Source organism: Pseudomonas sp. IPO3747 (assembly GCF_013385245.1).
Lineage (GTDB): Bacteria > Pseudomonadota > Gammaproteobacteria > Pseudomonadales > Pseudomonadaceae > Aquipseudomonas > Aquipseudomonas edaphica.
In genome coordinates, this window is the sequence record NZ_JACAQL010000014.1 from 20,173 (window position 1) to 43,167 (window position 22,995).

At 59.6% G+C, this 22,995-nt stretch carries 19 protein-coding genes; 2 read left to right on the forward strand and 17 right to left on the reverse strand.

Features of this window, described 5'->3' with window-relative positions; genetic code table 11:
* Positions 1-69: 69 nt before the first annotated feature.
* From HX790_RS18515 to tssA, 15 genes are all read right to left on the reverse strand, one after another.
* On the reverse strand, positions 70-912 hold the full coding sequence (locus HX790_RS18515) for a serine/threonine-protein kinase (protein WP_099547829.1): 843 nt from the start codon (positions 910-912) through the stop codon (positions 70-72).
* On the reverse strand, positions 909-1,640 hold the full coding sequence (locus HX790_RS18520) for a PP2C family serine/threonine-protein phosphatase (protein ID WP_099547828.1): 732 nt from the start codon (positions 1,638-1,640) through the stop codon (positions 909-911). Before HX790_RS18520 ends, HX790_RS18515 begins: the two co-directional genes overlap by 4 nt.
* Positions 1,637-5,014, reverse strand: coding sequence for a type VI secretion system membrane subunit TssM (tssM, locus tag HX790_RS18525; RefSeq protein WP_176991895.1), 3,378 nt, complete (start codon positions 5,012-5,014; stop codon positions 1,637-1,639). Before tssM ends, HX790_RS18520 begins: the two co-directional genes overlap by 4 nt.
* 15 nt (positions 5,015-5,029) lie before the next feature.
* On the reverse strand, positions 5,030-5,896 hold the full coding sequence (icmH, locus tag HX790_RS18530; protein WP_138450039.1) for a type IVB secretion system protein IcmH/DotU: 867 nt from the start codon (positions 5,894-5,896) through the stop codon (positions 5,030-5,032).
* Positions 5,897-5,901: 5 nt separating this feature from the next.
* Entirely contained in the window at positions 5,902-7,230 is a 1,329-nt protein-coding gene (gene tssK / locus HX790_RS18535; RefSeq protein ID WP_169987794.1) for a type VI secretion system baseplate subunit TssK, read from the reverse strand.
* A 1-nt stretch (position 7,231) separates the two neighbouring features.
* Positions 7,232-7,714: a type VI secretion system lipoprotein TssJ gene (gene tssJ, locus HX790_RS18540; protein ID WP_017136823.1), complete on the reverse strand. Its 483-nt coding sequence runs from the start codon at positions 7,712-7,714 to the stop codon at positions 7,232-7,234.
* Positions 7,711-8,904, reverse strand: coding sequence for a type VI secretion system-associated FHA domain protein TagH (gene tagH / locus HX790_RS18545; protein WP_176991896.1), 1,194 nt, complete (start codon positions 8,902-8,904; stop codon positions 7,711-7,713). The genes tssJ and tagH overlap by 4 nt, the downstream gene beginning before the upstream one ends.
* A 218-nt stretch (positions 8,905-9,122) precedes the next feature.
* Positions 9,123-10,652, reverse strand: a complete 1,530-nt coding sequence (locus HX790_RS18550) for a sigma-54-dependent Fis family transcriptional regulator (protein WP_176991897.1) — start codon at positions 10,650-10,652, stop codon at positions 9,123-9,125.
* Positions 10,649-13,093 carry an AAA family ATPase gene (locus HX790_RS18555; RefSeq protein ID WP_256349352.1) on the reverse strand — a complete coding sequence of 815 codons (2,445 nt, stop codon included), beginning with the start codon at positions 13,091-13,093 and terminating at the stop codon, positions 10,649-10,651. The genes HX790_RS18550 and HX790_RS18555 overlap by 4 nt, the downstream gene beginning before the upstream one ends.
* Before the next feature lie 6 nt (positions 13,094-13,099).
* Positions 13,100-14,092 (reverse strand): type VI secretion system baseplate subunit TssG, encoded by a 993-nt coding sequence (gene tssG, locus HX790_RS18560; protein ID WP_176991899.1) that lies wholly within the window; start codon positions 14,090-14,092, stop codon positions 13,100-13,102.
* Positions 14,056-15,843 (reverse strand): type VI secretion system baseplate subunit TssF, encoded by a 1,788-nt coding sequence (tssF, locus tag HX790_RS18565; RefSeq protein ID WP_099547822.1) that lies wholly within the window; start codon positions 15,841-15,843, stop codon positions 14,056-14,058. The genes tssG and tssF overlap by 37 nt, the downstream gene beginning before the upstream one ends.
* Positions 15,833-16,252 (reverse strand): type VI secretion system baseplate subunit TssE, encoded by a 420-nt coding sequence (gene tssE / locus HX790_RS18570; protein ID WP_189660907.1) that lies wholly within the window; start codon positions 16,250-16,252, stop codon positions 15,833-15,835. Before tssE ends, tssF begins: the two co-directional genes overlap by 11 nt.
* The gene (gene tssC / locus HX790_RS18575) at positions 16,249-17,724 is read right to left on the reverse strand and encodes a type VI secretion system contractile sheath large subunit (protein ID WP_176991900.1); all 1,476 of its coding nucleotides are present in this window, start codon (positions 17,722-17,724) and stop codon (positions 16,249-16,251) included. The genes tssE and tssC overlap by 4 nt, the downstream gene beginning before the upstream one ends.
* Before the next feature lie 26 nt (positions 17,725-17,750).
* A complete protein-coding gene (gene tssB / locus HX790_RS18580) occupies positions 17,751-18,248 on the reverse strand; it encodes a type VI secretion system contractile sheath small subunit (protein ID WP_017136831.1) in 498 nt (165 codons plus the stop codon).
* 34 nt (positions 18,249-18,282) lie between these two features.
* Positions 18,283-19,866 carry a type VI secretion system protein TssA gene (gene tssA / locus HX790_RS18585; RefSeq protein WP_176991934.1) on the reverse strand — a complete coding sequence of 528 codons (1,584 nt, stop codon included), beginning with the start codon at positions 19,864-19,866 and terminating at the stop codon, positions 18,283-18,285.
* Between the two features lie 479 nt (positions 19,867-20,345).
* Between tssA and HX790_RS18590 the strand changes: the two genes are divergently transcribed.
* Positions 20,346-20,861, forward strand: a complete 516-nt coding sequence (locus HX790_RS18590) for an Hcp family type VI secretion system effector (protein WP_017136833.1) — start codon at positions 20,346-20,348, stop codon at positions 20,859-20,861.
* 53 nt (positions 20,862-20,914) lie between these two features.
* Here the strand turns inward: HX790_RS18590 and HX790_RS18595 are convergent, their stop codons facing one another.
* Positions 20,915-21,736, reverse strand: a complete 822-nt coding sequence (locus HX790_RS18595; protein ID WP_170040061.1) for an aldo/keto reductase — start codon at positions 21,734-21,736, stop codon at positions 20,915-20,917.
* A 106-nt stretch (positions 21,737-21,842) separates the two neighbouring features.
* Here HX790_RS18595 and HX790_RS18600 point away from each other — a divergent pair, with 106 nt between their 5' ends.
* Positions 21,843-22,337 (forward strand): DUF1543 domain-containing protein, encoded by a 495-nt coding sequence (locus HX790_RS18600; RefSeq protein ID WP_017136835.1) that lies wholly within the window; start codon positions 21,843-21,845, stop codon positions 22,335-22,337.
* Positions 22,338-22,341: 4 nt separating this feature from the next.
* Here the strand turns inward: HX790_RS18600 and HX790_RS18605 are convergent, their stop codons facing one another.
* Positions 22,342-22,887, reverse strand: a complete 546-nt coding sequence (locus HX790_RS18605; RefSeq protein ID WP_017136836.1) for a GNAT family N-acetyltransferase — start codon at positions 22,885-22,887, stop codon at positions 22,342-22,344.
* Positions 22,888-22,995 lie beyond the last annotated feature (108 nt).

A 22,995-nucleotide genomic window follows, 5' to 3' on the forward strand; every position in this document is an offset into this window, starting at 1 on the left:
CAAGCCAGCTCCCACAGAACAGCCGATACACAGCGTAGGCCAAATCGATACCTTGGCAGGCACCCATAGCTACCTGAACCAGCGCCATCGACAACGCGCCATAACCTCGCCCAACGCCTCCACGCTGATCGTTCGGCGCTCAGGATCCATCGCCAACGCCAAGCGCAAGGCTGGCCAACACGCTGCGGGCAGCTGCCGGGGGCGCTCCAGCCGCTCAGTGGCCCGACGCTCGCCCAAGCGTTTGCCATGGGCCAACTCATACACCACACACGCCACCGCATACAGATCAGCACTCGCCGTCAATGCACCGCCCGCCAACAACTCCGGCGCAGCATAAGCCGGTGTCCAGGCATTAAAACGATCACGACTCACACTCGCCAGCCCTGCCATCGCCTCCGCCGTCGCCTGCCCGAGGCCGAAATCGAACAAACGAATGCCCTCTTCACCCACCATGATATTCACCGGCTTCACATCCCCATGCAGCACACCTTGACGATGCACATACGCCACAGCATCCAGCAGCTGCACAGCCAGAGGCTGCAACTCACGCCACGGCAAGCCATCGGGACACTCCAGCAGCAGCCGGTCCAGGGTCATACCGTGCATTAACTCCATGCTGAAAAACGCGATCTGGCTGCTGATATCCACCTCAAACGCAAACATGCGTACCACGCGCTCATGCTGCAGGCTGCGGGTCAGGGCAAACTCGCTGTAGAGCAGCACATGTGCATCGGGCGCCAGGCGGAGATTCTCACCGAGCACCTTGATTGCCACGCTGGAACAGGGCTCGCCAAACTGCTCATGCAGCAGGTCGCGCGCCCGGTAGACCACACCCATGCCGCCCGAGCCCAACACGCGCTCCAGGTGATAACGCCCCGCCAGCAAGGTGGGCATGCCAGGTGCCGTGGTCATACGCGCACCACCACGGCCGTCAGGTCATCCCGCGCCGGCCCGCGTAGCGCCGCCGTGAACAGCCGCGCCACCACCTGTTGCGGCGTACCGCTGTCCATGGCGCTGCCCAGCTCGGCGTGCGTCATCGCCTGGTACATACCGTCACTGCACAGCACAAACACATCGCCTGGGTGCGCGCCCAACTCCAGCACCTCGAGTTTCAGCGGGTGCCGCGCGCCTACGGCGCGGGTCAATGCCCTGGCGTCGGGATGCGCCTGGGCCTGCGCCAGGCTCAATCGCTGCTCATCCATCAATTGGCGCAGCAGTGAGTGATCGCGCGACAGCTGATACAACCGCCCGCCTCGCCACAGGTAACAGCGGCTGTCCCCCGCCCAGATACACGCTGCGCGCCGGCCCTCCAGCAGCAGGACCACCACGGTACTGCCCATCCTGTCGTCGCGACCTGCGGCCGGCGGTGAGGTGTTATCCCCCCAACACTGATTGAGCCGTTGCAGGCATCGCCGCACCGCATCGATGCGCTGATCGAACGTACCGTGGACCGGCAACGCGGCAAGGCTGTCGACCACCCATTGGCTGGCCCTGTGTCCGGCCCGGTGGCCGCCCATACCGTCGGCAACCGCCCAGCAACCTTGTTGGGGGCAGTCGAGGAACGCATCTTCGTTGCGCTGCCTGGCCTTGCCACGTTGAGTACGTGCCGCGCTGTTTGCGGCGGCTTGCGGCGCGGTCACAGCCGCTCCGGCAAACGGAACGTGCGCCACGTGTCCATCTGAAACGGGCTGGGTGTGCGCTGGCTGACCAACAGGTAATTGGCACGCAAACCAGCGAGGTCGGACTTGAGTATCTGCGCATCGCGCCCACTGGCGGGCTCGCTGTGCAGCAAGTCAAAAAACCGGAACAACGACCAGGCCCCGCTGTTCTTCTCGATGCCCAACGGCCGCTGTGCACCTCGTTCCAATACCAGGCTGCTGCGACCATTTTCCACCTCGCTGGGCCACTGGAACGTCACAGGCACAATCGGCCCATGACGGTACTCCAACTGCTGACCGCCAAAGCTCAACACCGCGCGGCTGACCGCCTGATCCAGGCTATAAGGTGCCAACGTAAATCGAACCGACAACTCGCCTGGGTCGCCACCAAAAAAACCACGGCGGATGGTCTGCGCTTTGCCGAGTTGCTCCAGCAGCGCGCGCGACATTGGCAGGCTCTGGCCTTCCAGGCCGCGCAAGCGATAACGCCCGCCGTCGGCGCTGATAAACGGGCGCAGGTAGGTTTCATGGAACCTTGCCAGCACGCCCTGGGGTTTAAAAAACTCCTCGAAGTCGCCCAGGGCCACGTCGCTGCTGGCATGGGCATTGAACGGGTAACGCTGGCGAATAGCCTTGGCATACAGGCTATACACCTCGCTCTGGTAGCGTTGGTTCACATGCGTATAGGCCTCATCGAACAAATGCCGCCAACTGTCGTCGGCAAGGCCCTCGACCCAACCTTTGAGCGGCAGCGGCAAACGTGCGGCAATATCGCGTAACTGTCCCAACCCAGGTTGTTGCCCTTCCATACGCCGTTTCACCATCTGGAAAGCCGCCTGCTCCGGTGACCCTTCGCGGTTCAGCGCTGCCATTTGCAGGTGCACAGCATCAAGCTGGCGCAACGCCTGGGTCAGTTGCTCACCCGGGTTTTGCTGCTCATCAAGCAGTTGATGCAAAGGCTCGAAACGGCGTTGCAAGGCGCGTCTTGCAGCGTCATCGCCTGTGGGCTTGGGCAAAACACCCGCGCGTACACGGGCAGCCATCGACTGAGCGATAGCCGCCACGTCACCGGCCTCGTGGGGCACCGCTGACATTGGGTCATCAGTGGATAGCAAACGGGTATTTTCACGCACCTGCTGTAACAACAACACCAGTGGTGATTGCGCCGAGGTGAGGCTCGCCAGTTGTTCGGCGTCCTGGCGCAGGTTTTCGGTTTCGCGTAATCGGATCTGGCCCAGGGCCTGGCTCCACGCATCGGCGTACTCGCTGAAATAGCGCTGTTCGAGCTCGACTATCAACCGGCGCAACTCCATCGCACTGAGGTCAGTCGCCTGCCCCAGCACCCAATTGTCCAGGACAATCGCGTTAACCAATCGCGGGCCTTGCTGGTCGAAATACTGCACATAGCGCTTGCTGTAAAACCCGGAAATCGGTTGGTCCAGCGCCATGAACACAGTGCCGTCGGTGAGACGGCTGGGCTCCAGCGTGTGCGATTGCTCGCGCAGCACGCGATATACCACGTCTGCCAGCGACTCTCCGCGCAGCACCTGGCGAGCCTGGGCGACCAGCTCATCATTGAGTGGCGCGGCAAAAGGTTGTTCAAGCAGCCGGCCGAAGTGCTCACTCAGGCGCGCCTGCGTCGAAGCCTCACCGGCATAGCGCTCGGACCACCGAGTCGCCACGCGCTCCGCCAGCCACCCGGCATCACGTCGCTCGCGCAGATTGAGCATCAGGTAGGCGCGCAGGTTATCCAGTAACCGTTCGCGATCCCCAAGGCTCGACCGCACCTGTTCTTCGAGCAGCGAAGCGACCTGGGCGACCATTTGCTGCAGGGCGTCGTTGTAGGCACTGACCAACGGTGGTCGGCTCACTTCACCCTGAAACAGTCCGGCTCTCTCCAGCACGCCGGCCTCTGACACCGGCGGAAACACCCGGGTGGCCGCCAGGCGATTGTCCAGCAATGTCAGTAACCCCAACGTATGGTCCGCATCGTCCGGGGCTGGCGTATTAACTTGACCTAACTGCGCCAACAGCTCCAGGCGTTGGTGGTTGATCCCATAGCTGTGCACCCAGAGCATGCCCGCCGCACCGATGACCAGTGCTACGGCGCTCGCCCATCCCGCCTGCTGCCAACGAATGCGTCGGTGCTCCTCGGCGTGCAGCCCCGCAAGATCGGCCTCGGCGAAAATCACCTGGTTGAAAAGACCTTGGACAAAGCGTTCGTGCCGCTCACCGGCACAGGTCAAATAGAAACCTCGCAACCCCTGGATGCGCTGATTGCGATGGGCGCAGAACGCAACTTCGATAAACAGGCATAAACGCTCACCGATGCGTGCCACCTGGGGCACAAAACCCAGCATCCAGCCACGGCGCTCGACATTGCGCTCCTGGTGCAGGCGCTGCACCAGTTCGCCACTCAGGCGCTGCAGCAACGTTTCGAACACCTGACGCACCTGCGCCATAGGCACACCCGTGTGGCTGCCAGTGATCAGCTCACCGAGTACGCCCTCTGCGGCGCTGTCGTGCGGCGTATCAAAAAACGCGGTAAAGCCTGGGATGTGGTCAGCGTGGGTCAGCACCAGATAAACCGGAATATCGATATGCAGCGTCTGCTGGATATCTTGTAACCTGGAATGCACATGCCGTGCATGGCGCTCCAGATCATGCTCATTGCTGCCCAACAGGGTGTCCACCGACAACGTCACCACCACGCCGTTGAGTGGACGTACTCGCCGCCTGGACTTGAGCAGCCCGAGTAATGTTGACCAACCTGCGGCATCGACCGCGCGGTCGGGCTGGTCCAGGTAGCGTCCGGCACTCTCCATCAGGACGCCCTGATCGGCGAAGAACCAGTCACAGTAGGCGCTGGCCCCTGATGATGCGGTTTGAAGATGATCCGGCGGGCGCTGCAAGCCATTCGCTGCCAGCAAAGCGCTCTTGCCGCTGCCTCGCTGTCCGATCAACAAGTACCAGGGCAGTTCGTTGCGTGAGCGCACGCTGCGCCCGAAATAGTGGCGAGATGTTTTCAAGGTGTGCAGCGCGTCCTTGAAACGGGCGCGTACCTGTTTGCGCTCATCCTCTACCAGCCCCGGATGCTGACGGTCGGCCCGGCTTTCGTCGGTTTTGGACCTTGCGCTGTGGCGTGCGCCCGCAATGACCATCGCCAGCCCCCATAGCAGAAACAGCCCGCTGATAGTCACGAGCCGAGCCGTAGCACCTTGCCAGAACCGGTGGTCATCCACCGCCAGCACAGGCCCGAAAAACCACACCAGGCACGCGCTGGAAAGCACCAGCAACAAGCTCCATACCCAAACGATGCGCAGCAGGTTGCCCGCGCCCTTGAAGAATGCGTTCATTCAATGTTCCCAGCGTTACAAGGGCGTCGGAGTCAGTTCCGGCGCCGAAGATTGAAAGGGTTGCAATGCATGGGCTCGCTCCTGCTCCAGTACCCAGGCAGTTGCCGAATACATCGCCAGCAAAGCGATCAAGCCCAACGCCACACACCAGGTTGCGGAGAGTGTGCGCAGCCGCTTGCGGCGTGCCGGCTCCGGCCGGGGAACAGAGGCGGACACAGACACCGGGTCGCCACGCACGTGTCTTATCTGGCGATACAAGGCGTCACGGACGCCCTCAAGCTCGGTCACGCCGCGCTCCATGACCCTGTATTTGCCTTCAAAACCCATCGACAGGCACAGGTACATCAGTTCCAGCATGGCCAAGTGCTTCACGGGGTCGCGAGACAGTCGCTCCAACAGCTGGAAAAACTTTTCGCCGCCAAAGGTTTCGTTGTGAAAACGGCTCAGCAGACTGATCTTCGACCAGTCGCTGCGACTTCCCCACGCCGTGGTGACTACCGCTTCATCAACGACGCTGCACAGCACATAGCGAGCAGCAATCACCTGAGCGCTTTCCATGCCTTCATGCTGGGCGCGGACCTCGAAGCGTGTGAGGCTTGCGGCCAGTCGCTCATTGAGCGTCTGCAGGTTTTCCCGACCGCTGCTGAGTTTAAGTTCAAGCACCTCGCACATCAGTTCCCAGGCCGCTGTCACCAGCGGGTTAAGGCCCACGTTGAAACGTTGAGCGCCCTGCACAGCGGCGGCGTAGACCATGCGGTCTTCCAACTGTTCAAAACGCGGTGGCGAGGGAAAGTCCGTCACCGGGCGCTGTACCGGGCCGTGGCCGTTACGATCCAGCAACACGGTTTTTTCATCCAGCGGGTAATCACTGTCCATGTTCATGCTGTTCAATTCCTGATAGCCCAGAAGGTCAGTTCCAACTCGCTGAACTCGCCGCCGACATGGAACGCAAAACCACCCGATTGCTCCAACTGCGCGATATCCCGGGCACTGAGTTCGAGCATGAAATAGGTTTTACCGGCATGAAAAGGGATCTGGCGGGGCGCCACCGGCAGTGGTTTGACCTTGATGCCCGCCAGGTGCAGGTTGACCAGTTCGCGGATGCGCTCTACGGGACCGATCTTCAGATGGGCCGGCAAACGATGGCGCAGTTCTTCCGAGTCGCATTGAGCCGCGACTGCCAGGATGAATGTCGCGGTGCCCAGCAGCTTGAGATCGGCCACTGGGCAGACCATTACCCCATACTGGCGCTGTTGCAGTACCAGCTCCAGGGCATGCTGCTCAAAGACCATCGACAGCACTGTGCGCAACCCCGCCATCAACCCACGAAAACTCGCGCCCTGGTCGCCGTGGAGGTAGCGCACCTGCTGGGTGGCACGTTTGCTGTCGCTGGCAAACGTCGCCAGTTCGCCCAGTATCGACAGCATCTCGCGGAACAACGCCTCTGAACGCACTTGCGCCTGCACCAGATAATGGCGCAACACCGGCTCGGTCCGATTGATCAGTTGCAGCATCAAAAAGTCCGCAATCTGCGCACCCGCCGTGGCGCCATTGCCGCCCATCCGCTCAGCAATCGCATCCCCCCGGCTGGCGAGCAGGCTGATCACTTCTTTGAGGCAGGACGAAACAAACCCCGAGCCCTGCACATAAATAAACGTCGGGGCAAAATCAGGCTCCATACGCAGCCCCTCTTCAGCAGAGCATTCCAGCACCTGGGCAATCTTCAGCTTCACGTAGACCTCATCCCCCGGCTGCTCACCCAGCAACAGGCGCAAATCCGGCCGTGCGCAACTGATCTGGCAACGAGCGTCCCGGCCCGCATTGGAGTCCGCCACTTCAATGTCACAGGCGATGTAGCGCGCCAACACCTCCGGCGCCTCCTGCGTGCGGGTTTCAACCTGATTGCCGGTCGTCATCGGTAACGCCAGGTACACCGATTGCCTACCCGCGTTGGCCGGCACCTCCAGCACCAGTGGCGCCATGGCGGTGGTCAACTCGAAAAGACTGCCGTCCGGCAAAACGCCACTGGCTTGATTGACCACCAGCTTGCCCAGGTTCAGGTATTGCAGGTCGATGTCCAGGCTCAGGAAACCCCAGGCATCACTGCCCAGCAAGCGAGTTCGATTAAGCTGCTGATGGTAATAACGGTCGTTATGTTGCAGGTGCTGGGGGCGCAGCAACATCCCTTCCTGCCAGATGACTTTATGAGCCTGCATATCAGTTCTCCTCCAGGCTGGCGAGCGGGTCGCCAGCACGGATACCCGCCTGGTCAAGCACCAGGTGCGCTCTTGTGACTTGCTGTGGCGCCAGCGCCAGCACCCAGCGCCATTGCACATGGGGTAAATCGCGGTACGCCGCAATAATGCCCACGTAACGGCTTTGCGGTTCGCTCCTGAGTTTGAGGGCCACCTGCTCGCCGGGGCGCAGCTCCAGCTCCTCGCTGCTCACCCAGTCTTTGGGCAGCGCCTGCTCGGCATGCCCATACAGGGTAAAAAAATCTGCGTTTTCGAATGCCACTGGATGCTTGAGTTCAAACAGCTGCACCACCACCGGCGAGGGGCGCCCATGCAGGTCGGGGTTCACTTCGTCACTGGCGGCCAGCGTCAAGTCGAGCTTGGTCAATGTGGAAAACGGTGACAGGTTGCTGCAACCACCCAGCAGCACCAATACAACCAAAAGAGGTAGGGCGACACGGGTCATGGGCATCCTCCCGAAGGTGTGGCAAACAACGCCGAGGCCAGGCGTACCTGCTCCTCATAGGCCTTGGAAAAGTTGCCGCGCAACAGGTCCGTATTCGATGCATTTTCTTCGACCACTCGTTGATAGTGGCGCTGGTAGGCCCGCCAATGCGCCCTGTCGGCAAAGAACCTCGGCACCTTGTCATCGCGCTCAAAACTGGCCAGCAAGTGGCCAGGGGCAAACGTCGCCAACGAGGTGCGCAGCGCCGTGCGGCATGCAACGAGCAGCGCGACCTGATGCACTTGCATTTGCCGGTACACCTGCGTAATGGCCGCTTCGGCGCAGGGTTGCGCCAACTCGCCCGTGCCCAGCAACGACGCCAACGCAGAGTCAATGCACAGGCTGTCTTTCAACGCGTTCGGACGTTTGATCAAGGTGCTCGCGTCCAGGTCCAATTCGTTGTGCAGTTCGTCGTGAGTGCGCAGGCTCTGTTGCAACCCATCAATCGCGTGCCTGAGTAAACCCGCAGCCTTAATCGCCAACGCCTCGCGGCCAGCGCAATCGAGCGCCTGCGCACTGACGCCCAACGCTTTGGCGAACTGCGCCCAGAACACTTCGTCGGCCTCGGGCGCCTGCGAGTCAGGCAAGACAGGTTCGACCCTCTCTACCAAAACGTCTGCCTGTGCAGGTAAGGCCAGGTAGTCGCGCTCAACATCGTCACCAGACATCCAGGCACTCGGTGCCTCTTGCACGTCGTTCAAGGCGTCCAGCTCGCACGGCGGTGCGCCGTGCATCGACTGGCGATCCCATTCTTGAACGGGGTCCAGGCCCAGGTAAGCATCATCGGGTATCACCCCGCCCGCAGTGGATAATGGCTGGCAATGCGACGCCACGCGCTCAATCAACCGCGCACGGATAGCAAATGGCCCCAACTGGAAAACATCACCCTCCACGATCAACCGCGCCTGCCCCTTTTGCAGCGACTTGCCACTGCTCACCGCACGGATACCGTTACTGCTGATATCCGTCAGGAAATAACGCGCGTCACGGTACGCGATCAACCCGTGGTGACTGGAAAGCAAGCGACTGGGGTCAGGAATACTCCAGTCGCAACCGGCTCCACGACCGACCACGCCGCCCACTCCATCGAACACCTTGCGCGGTGGCGGCTCATCGCCCCCGCCATCACACACTTCAAGCACTAATTGCATGAAAGGCTCCTTTTCATTGGCCACGACGGGTCGCTTGGGAGTCACCCAAAGGACGATAGTCAGCGTCATCAAACACATAATTGGCGCTGCAACCGCTTAGCAAACACAACACAAGCAGTACGGCTCGCCATGGACGATCAGGCATCGGGGTTCTCCCAGGTAGATAAAACAAGCGGGGCATCGCAGAGCCCATGAGCACGCCAGCGTGAATACGCCATTCAGCATTCCCCTCGAGACGCGCCCATGGGGATGTTCAAACGCGCAAGCCGGTACAGCAGCGTGCGACGCGCGACCCCAAGTTCACGCGCGGTGCGCGTTCGATTGCCACGGTTCTTGTGCAGGCAATCGATCAAAAAGACTCGTTCCACCCGCTCCAGGCGCTGACGCAGAGTCGCTTCGGCGGTCGTACCCGCGGGAGCCGACGACAGCGACAGGTGCTCAGGTAAAATCACCCCTTCATCACACAGCAGCACCGCCCGTTCCACCAGGCATTTGAGCTCACGCACATTGCCTGGGAAGGCGTGGCCGGAGAGCTGATCAAGCGCGGCACTGGACCAACTGACCACCGGTTTTTCGAGTGCCGCGCAGACCTTTTCAGCAAAATGCCGGGCAAGCTGCAGCACATCACCGTCACGCTCACGCAAGGCCGGTAATTGGATAGGGAACTGTGCCAATCGGTAATAGAGGTCCTCGCGAAAAGTCCCCTGGCTGACCATTGCCAGCAGGTCGCGATGGGTGGCGGCGATGATTCGCACGTCGACCTTGTGGGCGGTATTGGCGCCCAGAGGGCGCACCTCACCTTCTTGTAGAACTCTCAGCAGCTTTGCCTGCAGGGAGAGTGGCATATCGCCAATCTCATCCAGCAGCAGTGTGCCGCCATCAGCCGCGTCAAATAGCCCAGCATAGTTACGCTCCGCACCGGTAAACGCGCCTTTGCGGTAGCCGAACAGCTCACTCTCCAGCAAGCCCTCAGGGAAGGCTGCGCAGTTTTGCACGACAAACGCTCGCGTGCTGCGCGGGCCGGCGGCGTGAATCGCACGCGCCACCACCTCCTTGCCAGTGCCGGTTTCACCGTGCAACAGCACGGTAAAAGGCGCCTGCACAACCTTGCCGATGAGGTGACAGGTCGCTTCCATCGCGGTGCTGTTGCCGATCAAGCCATAGCCGCCTGTGACGGGCGCACAGCGCTGGGCAACAGCAGTGATGCGCCCAGGATGGGCAAGCCGGCGCAGAGTTAATTGGCCGAGGGCAAAGCTACCCAGTTGGCCCAACGACACGGCGTAGCCCTGAAATTGCGTCGGGCGCAGGCTGGCACAAAGCAGGACGCCGCACACCGCCTTGCTCCGGTTGAACAAGGGCAGGCATGTCAGCGCGTGCCAAGGCAACGTCGCTACGGGGAGAAAACCGCTGTCATAGGCGCTGTTGCACAGTTCATCAATGGTCAGCTCCCGCCCCTGGTTAAGGACGTAGTGCAATAACTGCTGGTGTTGAACCTCCACAGTTGCAGCCCGCTCGCCTGAGGGTTCCCCGTCAGGAAAGTATTGAGCGATCAGCCCCAACTGGCCGGTGGTTTCCTCCCGCGCATACAGTTGGCACAGGTCACACTCGCTCAACTGCGCAGCGGCCGTGACGCAAAGCTGCGCCAACGTCGATTCCTCACGCTCAAATCCCAGGCGGGTGAACCAGCCCAGCAGTTGGTCGGTGCAGGCCTGCGGACCAGGCAACGGCTTGAATGTGCTGTGCGTCATTGGCTGAACTCACACACAGGCACACCGCGGCCATCCAGCGTCGCGTGGGTGGCAGAGAGGAATTCGCCAACGGCCATCGCACTGAGCAGGCGATCAACGATCTGCGGCAGCAGGTGGGACTCGATCCACTGGTCGATATAACGCGCACCACTGTCCTGGTGCATACAGCGTTCGACCATGTGCGTGACCAGTTCGGCGCTGTAGCTGAACACCAGTTCACGCGTGTGCAGCCGTTGGCCAAGGCGCGCAAGCTTGAGCCTTGCCACGTCCTGTAACCGTTCGCCTGCGAGCGGGTAATACGGCACGACACGCATCCGGGCAAGCAGAGCCGGCTTGAAGTGAGCGCGCAATACGGGGCGAATCACTTCCTCCAGCACCTCAGAATCAGGGCGCTGGCCATCGGCGCACAGTGCTGTGATGCAATCGCTGCCCAGGTTGGACGTCATCAGGATCAGCGTGTTACGGAAGTCGATTTCGCGACCTTCACCGTCATTGGCCAAGCCCTTGTCAAAGACCTGGTAGAACAGGTTCAGCACCTCTGGGTCGGCCTTCTCGACTTCATCGAGCAGCACCACTGAATAGGGGCGCTGGCGCACGGCCTCGGTCAGCACCCCGCCCTCGCCGTATCCAATGTAACCGGGAGGCGCTCCGATCAATCGGGACAGGGAGTGTTGCTCCTGGTATTCCGACATATTGAGCGTGATCACAAACCGCTCGCCGCCGTACAGCAAGTCCGCCAGCGCCAGCGCCGTCTCGGTCTTGCCGACCCCGCTTGGGCCGGCCAGCAAAAATACGCCTACTGGGGCCTCAGGATTATTAAGGCCTGCAGCCACCGCTCGCAGGTTGCGATCAAGCGCCTGCACCGCCGGTTCCTGCCCAATAATTCGCTCGCGCAGGGCATCGGCAAAACCCGGGATGCGCTCACTGTGCTCCAACGCCAGTTGCTCGACCGGAATACCGGTCCAGCCGCTGATGACCTGAGCGACCACCCGTGGGCAGACCTCGTGACTGGCTTGCTGCTGTTCACGCTGCATCCAGCCCTGCTCGGCTTGCTGGCGCTCAAGCTCGAGGGCGTCCAGACGCCGGACCAGTGTTTGCAACGCTGGCTGGTCAACTGACAAGCCTGCTTGAACATCGCGCTCAAGCGCCACGCGCTGCTGTGTGCCCTCGGCCAATTCAGCGCACAGCTGCTGCAACACCTCAGGCGCCGCCGTCAGGCTAATGCGCACTTGCGCACAGGCTGTATCCAGTACATCGACGGCCTTGTCCGGCAACTGGCGCCCCGCCAGGTAACGAGCGCTCAGTTGCGCTGCCGCCACCACCGCATCGTCGCGTACATAGACGCCATGGCTGGCTTCATACACCGGCACCAACCCGCGCAAAATGGAAACTGCCGCCGCCACACTCGGCTCGCCAACCTTCACCGGCTGGAAGCGCCGTGCCAGCGCTGGGTCTTTTTCGATGTATTTTTTGTACTCGGACCAGGTCGTGGCTGCGATTGTGCGCAATTGACCGCGCGCCAGGGCGGGCTTGAGCAAATTGGCGGCATCGCCTCCACCCACCTGCCCGCCGGCACCCACCAGGGTATGTGCCTCATCAATAAACAGGATCACGGCCTGTGGTGAGGCGTTGACCTCGTCGATCACACCTTTGAGCCGCCGTTCGAACTCGCCCTTGATGCTGGCGCCGGCCTGCAACAAGCCCATATCCAAGGTCAGTATGCGTACTCCCTTGAGTGGCTCGGGCACCTGTGAGGCAACCACTCGCAAAGCGAGCCCTTCGACGATGGCGGTCTTACCCACGCCCGCGTCTCCCACCAGGATCGGGTTGTTCTTGCGCCGACGCACAAGGATATCGATCAATTGACGGATCTCTGCGTCGCGGCAAAGGACCGGGTCGATACGGCCTTCGCGGGCTTGATGCGTCAGGTCGTGGGTAAAGCGCTCCAGCAGCGACTCGCCTGGTCGCAAAGGTCCAGTTCCAGATCCCTGGCTCAACAAAAAATCGAGCACCCGTTGCGCGTCCAAACGACTCAGCAATTGCTGATAACCACTGCCCGCGTGTTGCAGTGGATGGCGCAGAAGTGCCAGCAATAAAGCACCGGCATCGACTTCAACCTGCCCCAGTTCAAGGTGGCCAACCATTAATGCTTGTTGCAACCACTGCACGAGTGCCGGGGCAAACACCGGGCTGCGCGATGCATTGTGTTCACCTTTGAGCTGCAGCATGGCCTGAAGCTCGCCTGGAGCGATCTCGGCATCCGCCAGAGCCCTCGCCAAAGGACCATCATGGTGTTCCAGCAGTGTCAGCAGCAGGTCCTCAACCAACACTTCCTTGCCACCGCGCGTAACACATCGTTCAGCTGCCCGCGCCAAGTCAACGCGCGTTTGCGGGGTCAAGGTCCGGATCAGTTGTTGCAGGTCTACATTCATCATAATCATCAGTCCCTAATCAGAGTGGCTGGCCAGAGTGACCACACCGTCGGCACGCTCGTACCCCAACCAACTGGTCCAACCGAGACGACATACGTTGCGCTCGCCAATATGCAATGGCCGCACTTCACCCTCGGCCAGTACCAGGCGCACGTCATAGTCCAATGGCACCCGTAGCATCAGGCGAACCAGCGAGCACAACGGTTTGCACGCGCTGCCGGCGGGTAGAAACGTGTGAAAGCGCTGCCAGCTCAAGCCCTCGACATGCACCCTGAACTTGCCGCTGCGATCGGCAACCCGGTGCCCGAGCAGCAGGTCTTCGCCAAGCACGTTATTGGCCGTACCGAGTTGATTGCGTTGCTGTTGGGCGATGACCACCGTGCGTTCAACCCATTGTTCAATGAACAAACGACTGTGCTTGAAGTAATGGCGCAGCACCGTTTCGATCAAGGTTGCCGAATGCGCTCGCAGGCTCAGTAGCCCCAGGTACGGCAACAACCGCTTGCAGTCCAATTGCGCCGCGTCTCGAATCTGGCGGCTGCCCAGCCCGACCAGCGCAAACATCTGCGCGGAAAAAGCATCACTGGCGTCGGTGCGAAAACTCGCTCGATAGCGATACTTACGCCAGATCGGCAACATCAACCTCTGCAGGCGGTGGTGAAATACGTCGAGAAAGCCACGGCTGACGCTGCCACTCGCCTGCTCTTGATAAAACCCAGGCAATGGCGAACCGGCGCCAAACAAGCCGAGCACGTTAAGACGCAGGCGCGCGCGTAACTGTCCTTGCTCGACAAAAAAAACCACCCGGTCAATGTCGTGCCCAGGGAAACCCAAGCTTGGGTTGGCCTGGAACTCGAGCAGGTCATATAACGCGTCGTCATCCAGTGAAGGATGGCTGTCGCGCAGGCGCTCAATCACCTGCAGTACCGCCTGGAATAACGAATACTCGCGAATTGTGCGTGCTAGAGCAGTCAAAGCAGGGCCTGCCGACCCATCCGGGGTGGCCATAGATACACGTCTCCTTGTGTGCTGGTGACCCGCAGTTCGTGATACGAATTGAGGCCGGCGTATAGGGCAAAAAACTCATTGAGTGCCGAGGCGAAGACAAACAGGTCGCCCTGGCCGGCAAAGCCGTTGACGTCAATACTCAAGTCGACCTGCAGGCCGCGTATCGGCAGCCCACGATGTATTCGATCAACGGCTTGATGACGGATGGACTTCAACGCATCCAGTCTTCGCTGGCTGACGTTGTGAGCCTGTCGATCGTGATAGCGCGGCAAGTCGTATGTCTGGAGGATGACTTTCAAGGCACGGGTATCGGTCAACGAGAGGTAGTTGAGCGACATGTTGCTGATCAGTTTCCAGAGGAAGTCCTGGTCCAAAGGCGGAGCAAAGCTTGCCGTCGGCGCACAGATATTGCGAAACGTCAGGAATTCCGGGGTTTGTTCACAGGGCTGATTGATCTCTCCCACCTGCAGCAGCCGTGGCAAGTTGTGGTTGGTGCAGGTCAATTCAATCGAAAGGGTTTCCTGCTCATTGCCTGGGCCAGTGCCAAAACTCAACCAGGTATCCAGTTCGGCACTTTGCACCGACGAGCGCTGACGAATGCTGTAGCTGGGCGTGCGCGCCGAAGTGGCATTGCCACTGCCATGCTCGAAGGATTCGAACGGCACATACGCCTGGTAGCCCAGCCCACCCGGGCGCCATCCGGTCACCTGGTCCACGGAAAAGACCGCGGCATTGCCCCGCGCTATGCCACCCGGCAGCAGCAGGTACTCATCCTGCTTGCCATCGAGGCGAATGGGCACCGCGTCGTGCTTGAACAGGTTGGCAATCGGCGTGCAATACAGCTTTACGTTGTCCAGAGTGGGGCGATGCGCCGCATGCGCGGGGTGGTTTAACTTGAAACGCAGCTCTATACATCTCGCCTGCTTGCGCAATTCATTTGGCAACGCCTCTAACGCATCCAGCCCCAGTACATCGACAAACAGATACTTGTCCGTAAACGCAAAATATTCCTGCAGATGGCGATAACCGCAAAAGGTGTTGGCGGGATAGGGAATCAGTGCATGCTCCTCATCGAACCCCACCGGTTTTACCTGGCTTGCAGCAAGCCGCAGCGACAACGGCTGGCCATCGCGATCCTTGATCACAACCCCTTCGTGGTCAAAGAGCCGCAATTCGATGCCTTCCAGATGACGCAACAAGCTCAGGTACAAGCCTTGGCTCACCTGTCGATCACCCGCCAGGTGCAAACGCAATTGATCGAACGCCAACTGGCTCAAATTGCCCTCGACGCTCATCTCCATATGCAGGTTGAGGAGCGTTTGTGCTCCCTGGGACACGTACTCCAGGCGACTCAGTTGCAACGCCAGCACCTGGGTGGCGTAGCAGGTACGAAAGCGGCAGCGCTCACCATTGACCAGCACGCTTTCAACCGGCGTGTCCCGTTCTACGCTCACCGTGGTGCACGCATGTTTCAACGGGTCAAATTGCAAGATACTGAACGCCGGCAGTGGCCGCATATAGTTGGGCCACAGCAGATGCATCAATGAGTGAGTCAGCTCTGGAAGCTCGTCGGCAAGCTTCTGGCGCAAGCGCCCGGTCAGAAAGGCGAAGCCTTCCAATAGACGCTCTACATCCGGGTCCTGGCCTGAGTCGGCGAGAAAAGGTGCCAAGGCTGGGTTGCGTTCAGCAAAACGCCGCCCAAGTTGGCGCAAGGCACTGAGCTCACTTTGGTAAAAGTGGTTAAAGGACATCAGGCAGTACCTCAACCCGACCACCACCGGCCAACTGCGCGTTAAAAACCACTGGTTGCATAACGCCGTCGATGAGCAGTGTTGCCTCAATCACAAACGCCAGGACCAAGGGGTTGCCGGTATCGGGTACGCCCCTGACACGCACATTCGAAAGACGTGGTTCGTAAACCTGGATGAAACGCTCAATCGACAGGCGCGACTGACTCAATGACTCATGCAGGCTCAAGCGCATGTCATTGAGGTCGGGCAGCCCATAGTCAGGCAGCGTCAAGACACTGCCTGCACGTGTGCCGAGCATGTTCTCCAAGTGCGCGGCAATCGACGCTACACTTCCGGCCCTGGCAGGTGCCAGGCCTTCGAGACGCTCAAAAAGGCTGCGATAGTCGGGTATCCCCTGCCCCTTTCTCATTCTTTGTCGAGTTTGCCGACGAGGGACAGGGTGAAGTCCGCGCCCATGTACTTGAAGTGCGGTCGCACACTGAGGTTAACGCGGTACCAGCCAGGTTCGCCCTCAACATCACTGACCACGATGCGGGCAGCCCGCAATGGGCGCCGCCCACGCACTTCGGCGCTGGGGTTTTCCTGGTCGGCAACGTATTGGCGGATCCATTTGTTGAGCTCCAGTTCCAGGTCGGTACGCTCCTTCCATGAACCCAACTGCTCACGCTGCAACACCTTGAGATAATGGGCCAGCCGGTTGACCACCATCATGTAGGGCAGCTGTGTCCCCAGGCGGTAGTTCAATTCCGCTTCCTTGCCCTCGGCACTGTTACCGAAATACTTGGGTTTTTGTACTGAACTGGCGGAAAAGAACGCCGCGTTATCACTGCCTTTGCGCATGGTCAGGGCAATAAAACCTTCCTGTGCGAGTTCGTACTCGCGACGGTCAGAGACCAGCACTTCGGTCGGGATCTTGGTTTCAATTTCACCCATGCTCTGGAAATGATGCAGGGGCAGGTCTTCCACTGTCCCACCGCTTTGCGGGCCGATAATGTTCGGGCACCAGCGAAACCGGGCAAAACTGTCCGTCAGCCGGGTGGCAAAGGCAAACGCGGTATTGCCCCACAAATAGTGTTCGTGGCTGTTGACCACGTTTTCCTGGTAGGCAAATGTCTTGACCGGGCACTCAAGGGGATCGTAAGGGGTACGCAACAGGAACCGCGGCACGGTCAGGCCAATGTAACGAGCGTCTTCGCTCTGACGAAAGCTTTGCCATTTGGCAAATTGCGGCCCCTCGAAATGATCCTTGAGGTCCTTCATGTCAGGCAGACCGGTAAAGCTTTCCAAACCGAAAAAGCTCGGCCCTGCGGCGGCAATAAACGGTGCATGGGCCATGCAGGCAACACTGGAAACGTATTGCATCAGCTTCACATCCGGCGCGCTGGGCCCAAGGAAGTAGTTGGCAATGATGGCGCCCACGGGCTGGCCGCCGAACTGACCATACTCGGCACTGTAGATATGCTTGTAGAGCCCGGACTGGGTGGTTTCCGGGGAGTCTTCGAAATCGTCCAGCAGGTCCTGTCGTGAGACGTTCAGCAGTTCGATCTTGATGTTCTCGCGAAAATTGGTGCGATCGACGAGCAGTTGCAACCCTCTCCACGAAGCTTCCAATGCCTGGAAATCCGGGTGATGAAGAATTTCATCCATTTGCTCGCTGAGCTTCATGTCGATCTCGGCGATCATTCGATCGACCAGACGCTTCTTGACCGGCTCGCCGCTGTTGTGCGGTTTGACAAGCTCTTCGATAAACGCCGAGACACCGCGTTTGGCAATGCTGTAGGCCTCGTCATCGGCGCTCAGCAGTGTTTGGGCAATGATGGTATCGAGAATGCTGTGCTCGTCAGCCACTCGGGTGGGTAGCGGATGCTGTTGGGTGGTCATGGCGTCAGTGTCCTTTACTGAAAATGTCAGGCGGTGGGGTCACTCAACCCCAATTCGGTCAATACACGTGCGCGGGAGTCGTCATCCGCCAGCGCCTGTTCGATCGCCTTGCGAAAGCTCGGCGTGTTACCCAATGGCCCCTTGAGGGCCATCAGTGCTTCACGCAGCGCCATGAGTTTTTGCAGCTCCGGGATCTGCTCGACCAGGTTCGCCGGGGTAAAATCCTTCATCGAGTTGACCCGCACCTGGATCGACAGTGCTTCGATATCGGGCAGTTCCTGCAGGCGATTAGGCACACTTAGCGTCAACGCCAGTGCCTGTTTGGCCAGCACGTCATCAAAGGTGTTCTTGTCGATACCGATAGGCTTGCGGTCTTCGAGCTTGCGTGGGTCTTCGCGCTGGGCGAAGTCACCCAGCACCAGCAACTTCAGAGGTAGCTCAACCTCTTCCTGGGCGCCCCCGACGGCGGGCTTGAAGGTGATATTGATGCGTTCCTTGGGTGCTACCGAACCTTCTTTGGCCACGGTAAATCTCCTTTTTTCGAGGGGGTTCAAAAGCCTATTCAAGTACCGCTTCAACATCGAAGTGGCAGAGCCTTCGGTGGGTAGTTTCCTTACGCTCGCGTATGGCCTGGCTTTGCGGCAAAAGCTCGCAACAGCGATACAAAAGCTGCGCAACCTGCAGTGCCAGTTCCGGCTCCCAGCGATCCAGACCGGCGCGCTGAAGCTCGTGGTCCAAGTCTTCCAGCTGCACCTTCGCCAGCGCTTGCTTGCCTGCCGATACGCACAACCGCGCCAGTGCCAGACGCCAATGAAAACGCGCGCGCTCGCTGCGTGCGGTGTGCATGCCCTGCTTGAGTTCGCGTATTGCCTCCTTGAGCCCGTCCTTACGCAACCTGGGCATGACCTCTTGCAAGGCCGCTTCCCAGGGTTCGGCGTTGGCATCCACAACCACGCCGGACGGCGCAGGTGGCTGCAAGTGTCGAGCGACCTGAAGCGTGATCCAGTCCCGGGTGGCGGTATCGGCAAACGGCGCACCGTCGTGAAATTTGAATTCGGGCAGGTCTGGCAAACGTTTCAATAACAGTGCGAAGCTGACTTCCAGTTCGGTCTTAGCCAGATCGGCCTGCAAGGCGTCAAGGCATTCCCAGACCATGCGCAAGCCGTCAAACCAGAACAACGCACCCGCCAGGCTGGCCTCAAGTTCAAGCAACAGGTCGCCGTAATGCCCTTGGGCAAAACGCTCCCGGTAGCGCTTGAGCTTGTCGGGCGTCGGGCCACGAAGCACCGTGAGCCGGTCACTGTCAGCGTCCGGGTAGGTGTTGAGTGCCAGCCAGGTCAGTGTCCGGTTAAGCCGCAAGGCGCGCAGGTCGGTCGCATCCTGGCGCAGCCACCAGTTGCACAAGTGCCGGCCATGTTCCTGTAAGGCGCGCAGTGATTTGTGGGCTTCTTTTTCACTGGCTATCGTCTGGTTACCCGTTTTGTCGTGACCCGTTGCCGACTCGGGGATCAGCAGCCGCGTCGTCGCCTGCTTGACCTGAGCAGTCCCACGCGCCGAACCGGCTTCTGACAGCTCCACTTCTACGGCCTGCTCCAAGCGCTGCGTCAATTGCCTGCGCAGCGGCAACAACGTCGGTGCCTCATCACTCAAATGCGCAGACCAAAGCTCATCGAGGTGCGTCAGGTGCTCAAGCATGCGGCGAAACAATGGCTGCTGGTCCTTGAGCGAAAAGCTTTGTGCAAATACCTGCTCCAGGCGTAGCGCCAACCAGCCCAGTGCTGCGCCACGGGTGCGTAATTTTGCCGGATAGACAACCGCCCAATGGTGCTCGCATAAATGACGTATCAACCCGAGGCCCGCCACCAGCCCCGGCAAGGATTCACGCTGGTACAGCGCCCAAGTCAACCAGGCCGCCACCCGCAGATCCTTGGTGTGCTGACGCAGCAGGCACTCGCTGATGTGCATGACCTCCTGCCAGTCCGGCTGGGTGCTGACATGTATCGATTGCACTTTGCCAAGCTCGGACTCCAAGGCCTCATATTCACTTGAAAAGCGCATATCGCTGCCTGCAAAGTTACCCTGCGAACAGGGCACCAAGGCAAGTTCAAGATAATAGCCACACAAAGCGCCTGAATAATCCATTTTGGGCCGCACACCATTTAAAACAATTAAATTCTGCACACCTGAAGCACACTCAGGCGCAAAAAACACGATTATAAAAACCTCGCCACTCTCTCCACGAAGTTCGCAAACACTAGCCGGACAAATAACATCCGGCAAGTGTCAAATCGGCACTTAAGGATTTTCCTACAAGCCCCTAAATCATTGGCGTGCGCACCATTTTGCGCAGCAAAACCAGCACGCCATGCTCAATTAACCCTCTCCTCCAATAAGCACACGAAAAAACTAGACGAGCAAATTAATGCACACTTCTGCGCAACCAATTTCATTTAAATCGGATTAAAACATCCACCTTCTTAATGAAATCAAGCTCAACAACAAGCAACCCCCTGCTTTTACTGGGCTTGTTAATTTCAGGCACGCTTCTTGTTATAGGAACTTGCCCAGCCGGCACAACTGCCGCTGGGCACTACTTCAACCATCAGGCAAGGAAACCCGTCATGCCAACACCCGCATACCTTTCGATCACCGGTGTCAAACAAGGACTGATTACGGCAGGCACGTTTACCCAGGACTCGGTAGGCAACATTTATCAGGAGGGCCACGAAGACCAGATCCTGGTCCAGGCTTTTTCGCATCAAGTGATCATTCCCCGTGACCCGCAATCCGGCCAGCCAACCGGCCAAAGGGTTCACAAACCGCTGATGATCAGCAAGGTCTTCGATAAATCATCGCCCCTGCTGTTCAGCGCGCTGACCAGTGGCGAAGAAGTCAAATGCCAACTGCAATGGTTCCGCACCTCCTCGGCCGGCACCCAGGAGCACTATTTCACCATCGAGCTTGAGGGTGCGACCATCGTGGACATCCAGTCACGCATGCCCAACTGCCAGGCACCGGAAAACGCGCACTTCACGCATTTGGAAGATGTGCATTTCACCTATCGCAAGATCATCTGGACGCACGAAGTGGCGGGTACTTCCGGCTCGGACGACTGGCGTAGCCCGGTCGCCGGCTAACCCTGGGTGACGCAGAAACGCCGGCCATGGACGGCAGCGTTTCTGCACGCTTGCTACACCATTGACAGTGGATGCTTGCGCTTGGGTGCACCGAACACGCGGTCGATCGCATCCAGATCGTGCTCATCCAGCACCAGTTTCGCGGCACTTGCGTTTAGCCGCACATGCTCGGGGCTCACCGCCTTGGGAATGGCAATCACACCCTCCTGACGCAGTACCCAGGCCAGGGCGATCTGTGCGGGTGTGGCCTCATGTCGGTGGGCAATTTGCTTGAGCGTCGGGCTGGACAGCAGTTCACCGCCCTGGGCGATTGGGCAGTACGCCATCAGTGGCAAATGGTGCTGTTGCCACCATGGCAACAGGTCGAACTCGATACCCCGCTCTTCGATGTTGTAGAGCACCTGGTTGGTGGCACACGCGGGGGATGCAAGTTCCTGCAGGTCGGCGACGTCGAAGTTGGAAACACCCCAACGACCGATCTTGCCTGCCTCGCGCAGACGTTCGAACGCTTCGACGGTTTCTTCGAGCGGGTACTGGCCGCGCCAGTGCAACAGGTACAGGTCGATATAATCAGTGCCCAGCCGCTGAAGGCTGGCGTCACAGGCACGCGGCACGCCCTTGTGGCTGGCATTGTGAGGGTAGATTTTACTGACCAGGAACACCTGGTCGCGCTTGCCACGAATGGCCTCGCCTACCACCTTTTCGGCGCCACCTTCGCCGTACATTTCAGCGGTGTCGATCAGGCTCATGCCCTCGTCGATACCCAATTGCAACGCGGCGACTTCAGCTTTGCGCAGGTCCGGGTTTTCACCCATGCGCCAGGTGCCTTGGCCGATGACAGGCACGGGAACACCGGCCAGATCAATGGTGCGCATAACAACCTCCTGATGAGTTGGCGAATTAACAGTGTGGCACTGACCGGACAAAAGGGTTCAATCGAAGTATGGTTAGCCTTTACCCAATCACCAGGCAGGACCTGTAATGCTGTTTGTTGTCATGCTCGGGGGCAAGCACCCAAGGGCCAAAATCGAAGTTCACGATGTGGTGTTCGCAGTGGCGGACACGCTGCAAGCCACCTACCCGCAATTGCGCGACGGCTGGTTCGGCAGCCCCAAGGGCATGCATATCGACGCCTGGATGGCCGTCGATGGCGTAGACGGCTGGAAAGTCGAACTCAGCCAAATGGCGCCGCCTGCCGGTGCCCATCACCTGTACTTCATCAACCTGGGTGGTTATGAAGCCAAGGTGTTCGGCGAGGCCCACCATTACTTACTGGTGGTGGCTCGCGACAAACAGGAAGCCAAGCGCAAGGGCCAGCAGCAGCTATTGCAGCACTGGTCGCAGGCCCATACCGATGGCGTGATGGATATTGACGACTGCCTGCCTATCGATCTGGTGGACGGTCGCTACGTTCACCTGGTGCCAGGCGCGCACCAGCCGATCATCCAACAGAACGACTACATCACCCTGCCCTGAGCCTTTATGTACAGGGCGCCAAGGTTTTGCCAAACAAACGATTGCCATGGGTTTCCCCTTGGAAGGTATAGGTCGGCGACCCCAGCACCGCGTAACCCCGTCGGGGGTAAAAACCCAGCGCGCGTTCATTGCCCACCCACACGGTTGCCCACACGAAAGACGCCCCGCCCAGCACCGCGCGCTGTTCTGCCGCCTGCAGCAACCGATAGCCAATTCCCTGGCCGGTAAATCGCTCCTGGATGTAGAGGCGCTGCAACTCGGCGGCATCTGATGCTGTGATCATCGAATGAGTGGCGTGGAGTTTGATCTGGGCAAAGCCAACAAGGTGGCCATTCGACTCAGCCACCACCAGCGAGAGACCGGGTTGTATCAGCAGTTGGGTGATGGTCTGCGGCGCAAAGGCTTGCAGCGCCTCTCTGGCAACCGAGGCGCGGATACCTTGGGTCGCGTAAGTATCGAGAAACACCTGCATACCGAGCACGCCGATGCATAAGGCGTCCTCGGCAGTGGCATCCCGAACAGTAATGGGCGGCGGGTTGATAACAGGCATTGAGTCTCCGTACTCAAGGGGTGCAGGGATCAACGTTTTACCACGAATGCAGCCAACAGCAATTGCCTCTACCGATGGGCCGCAGTAGGGTTTACGCCTCGCCCAATC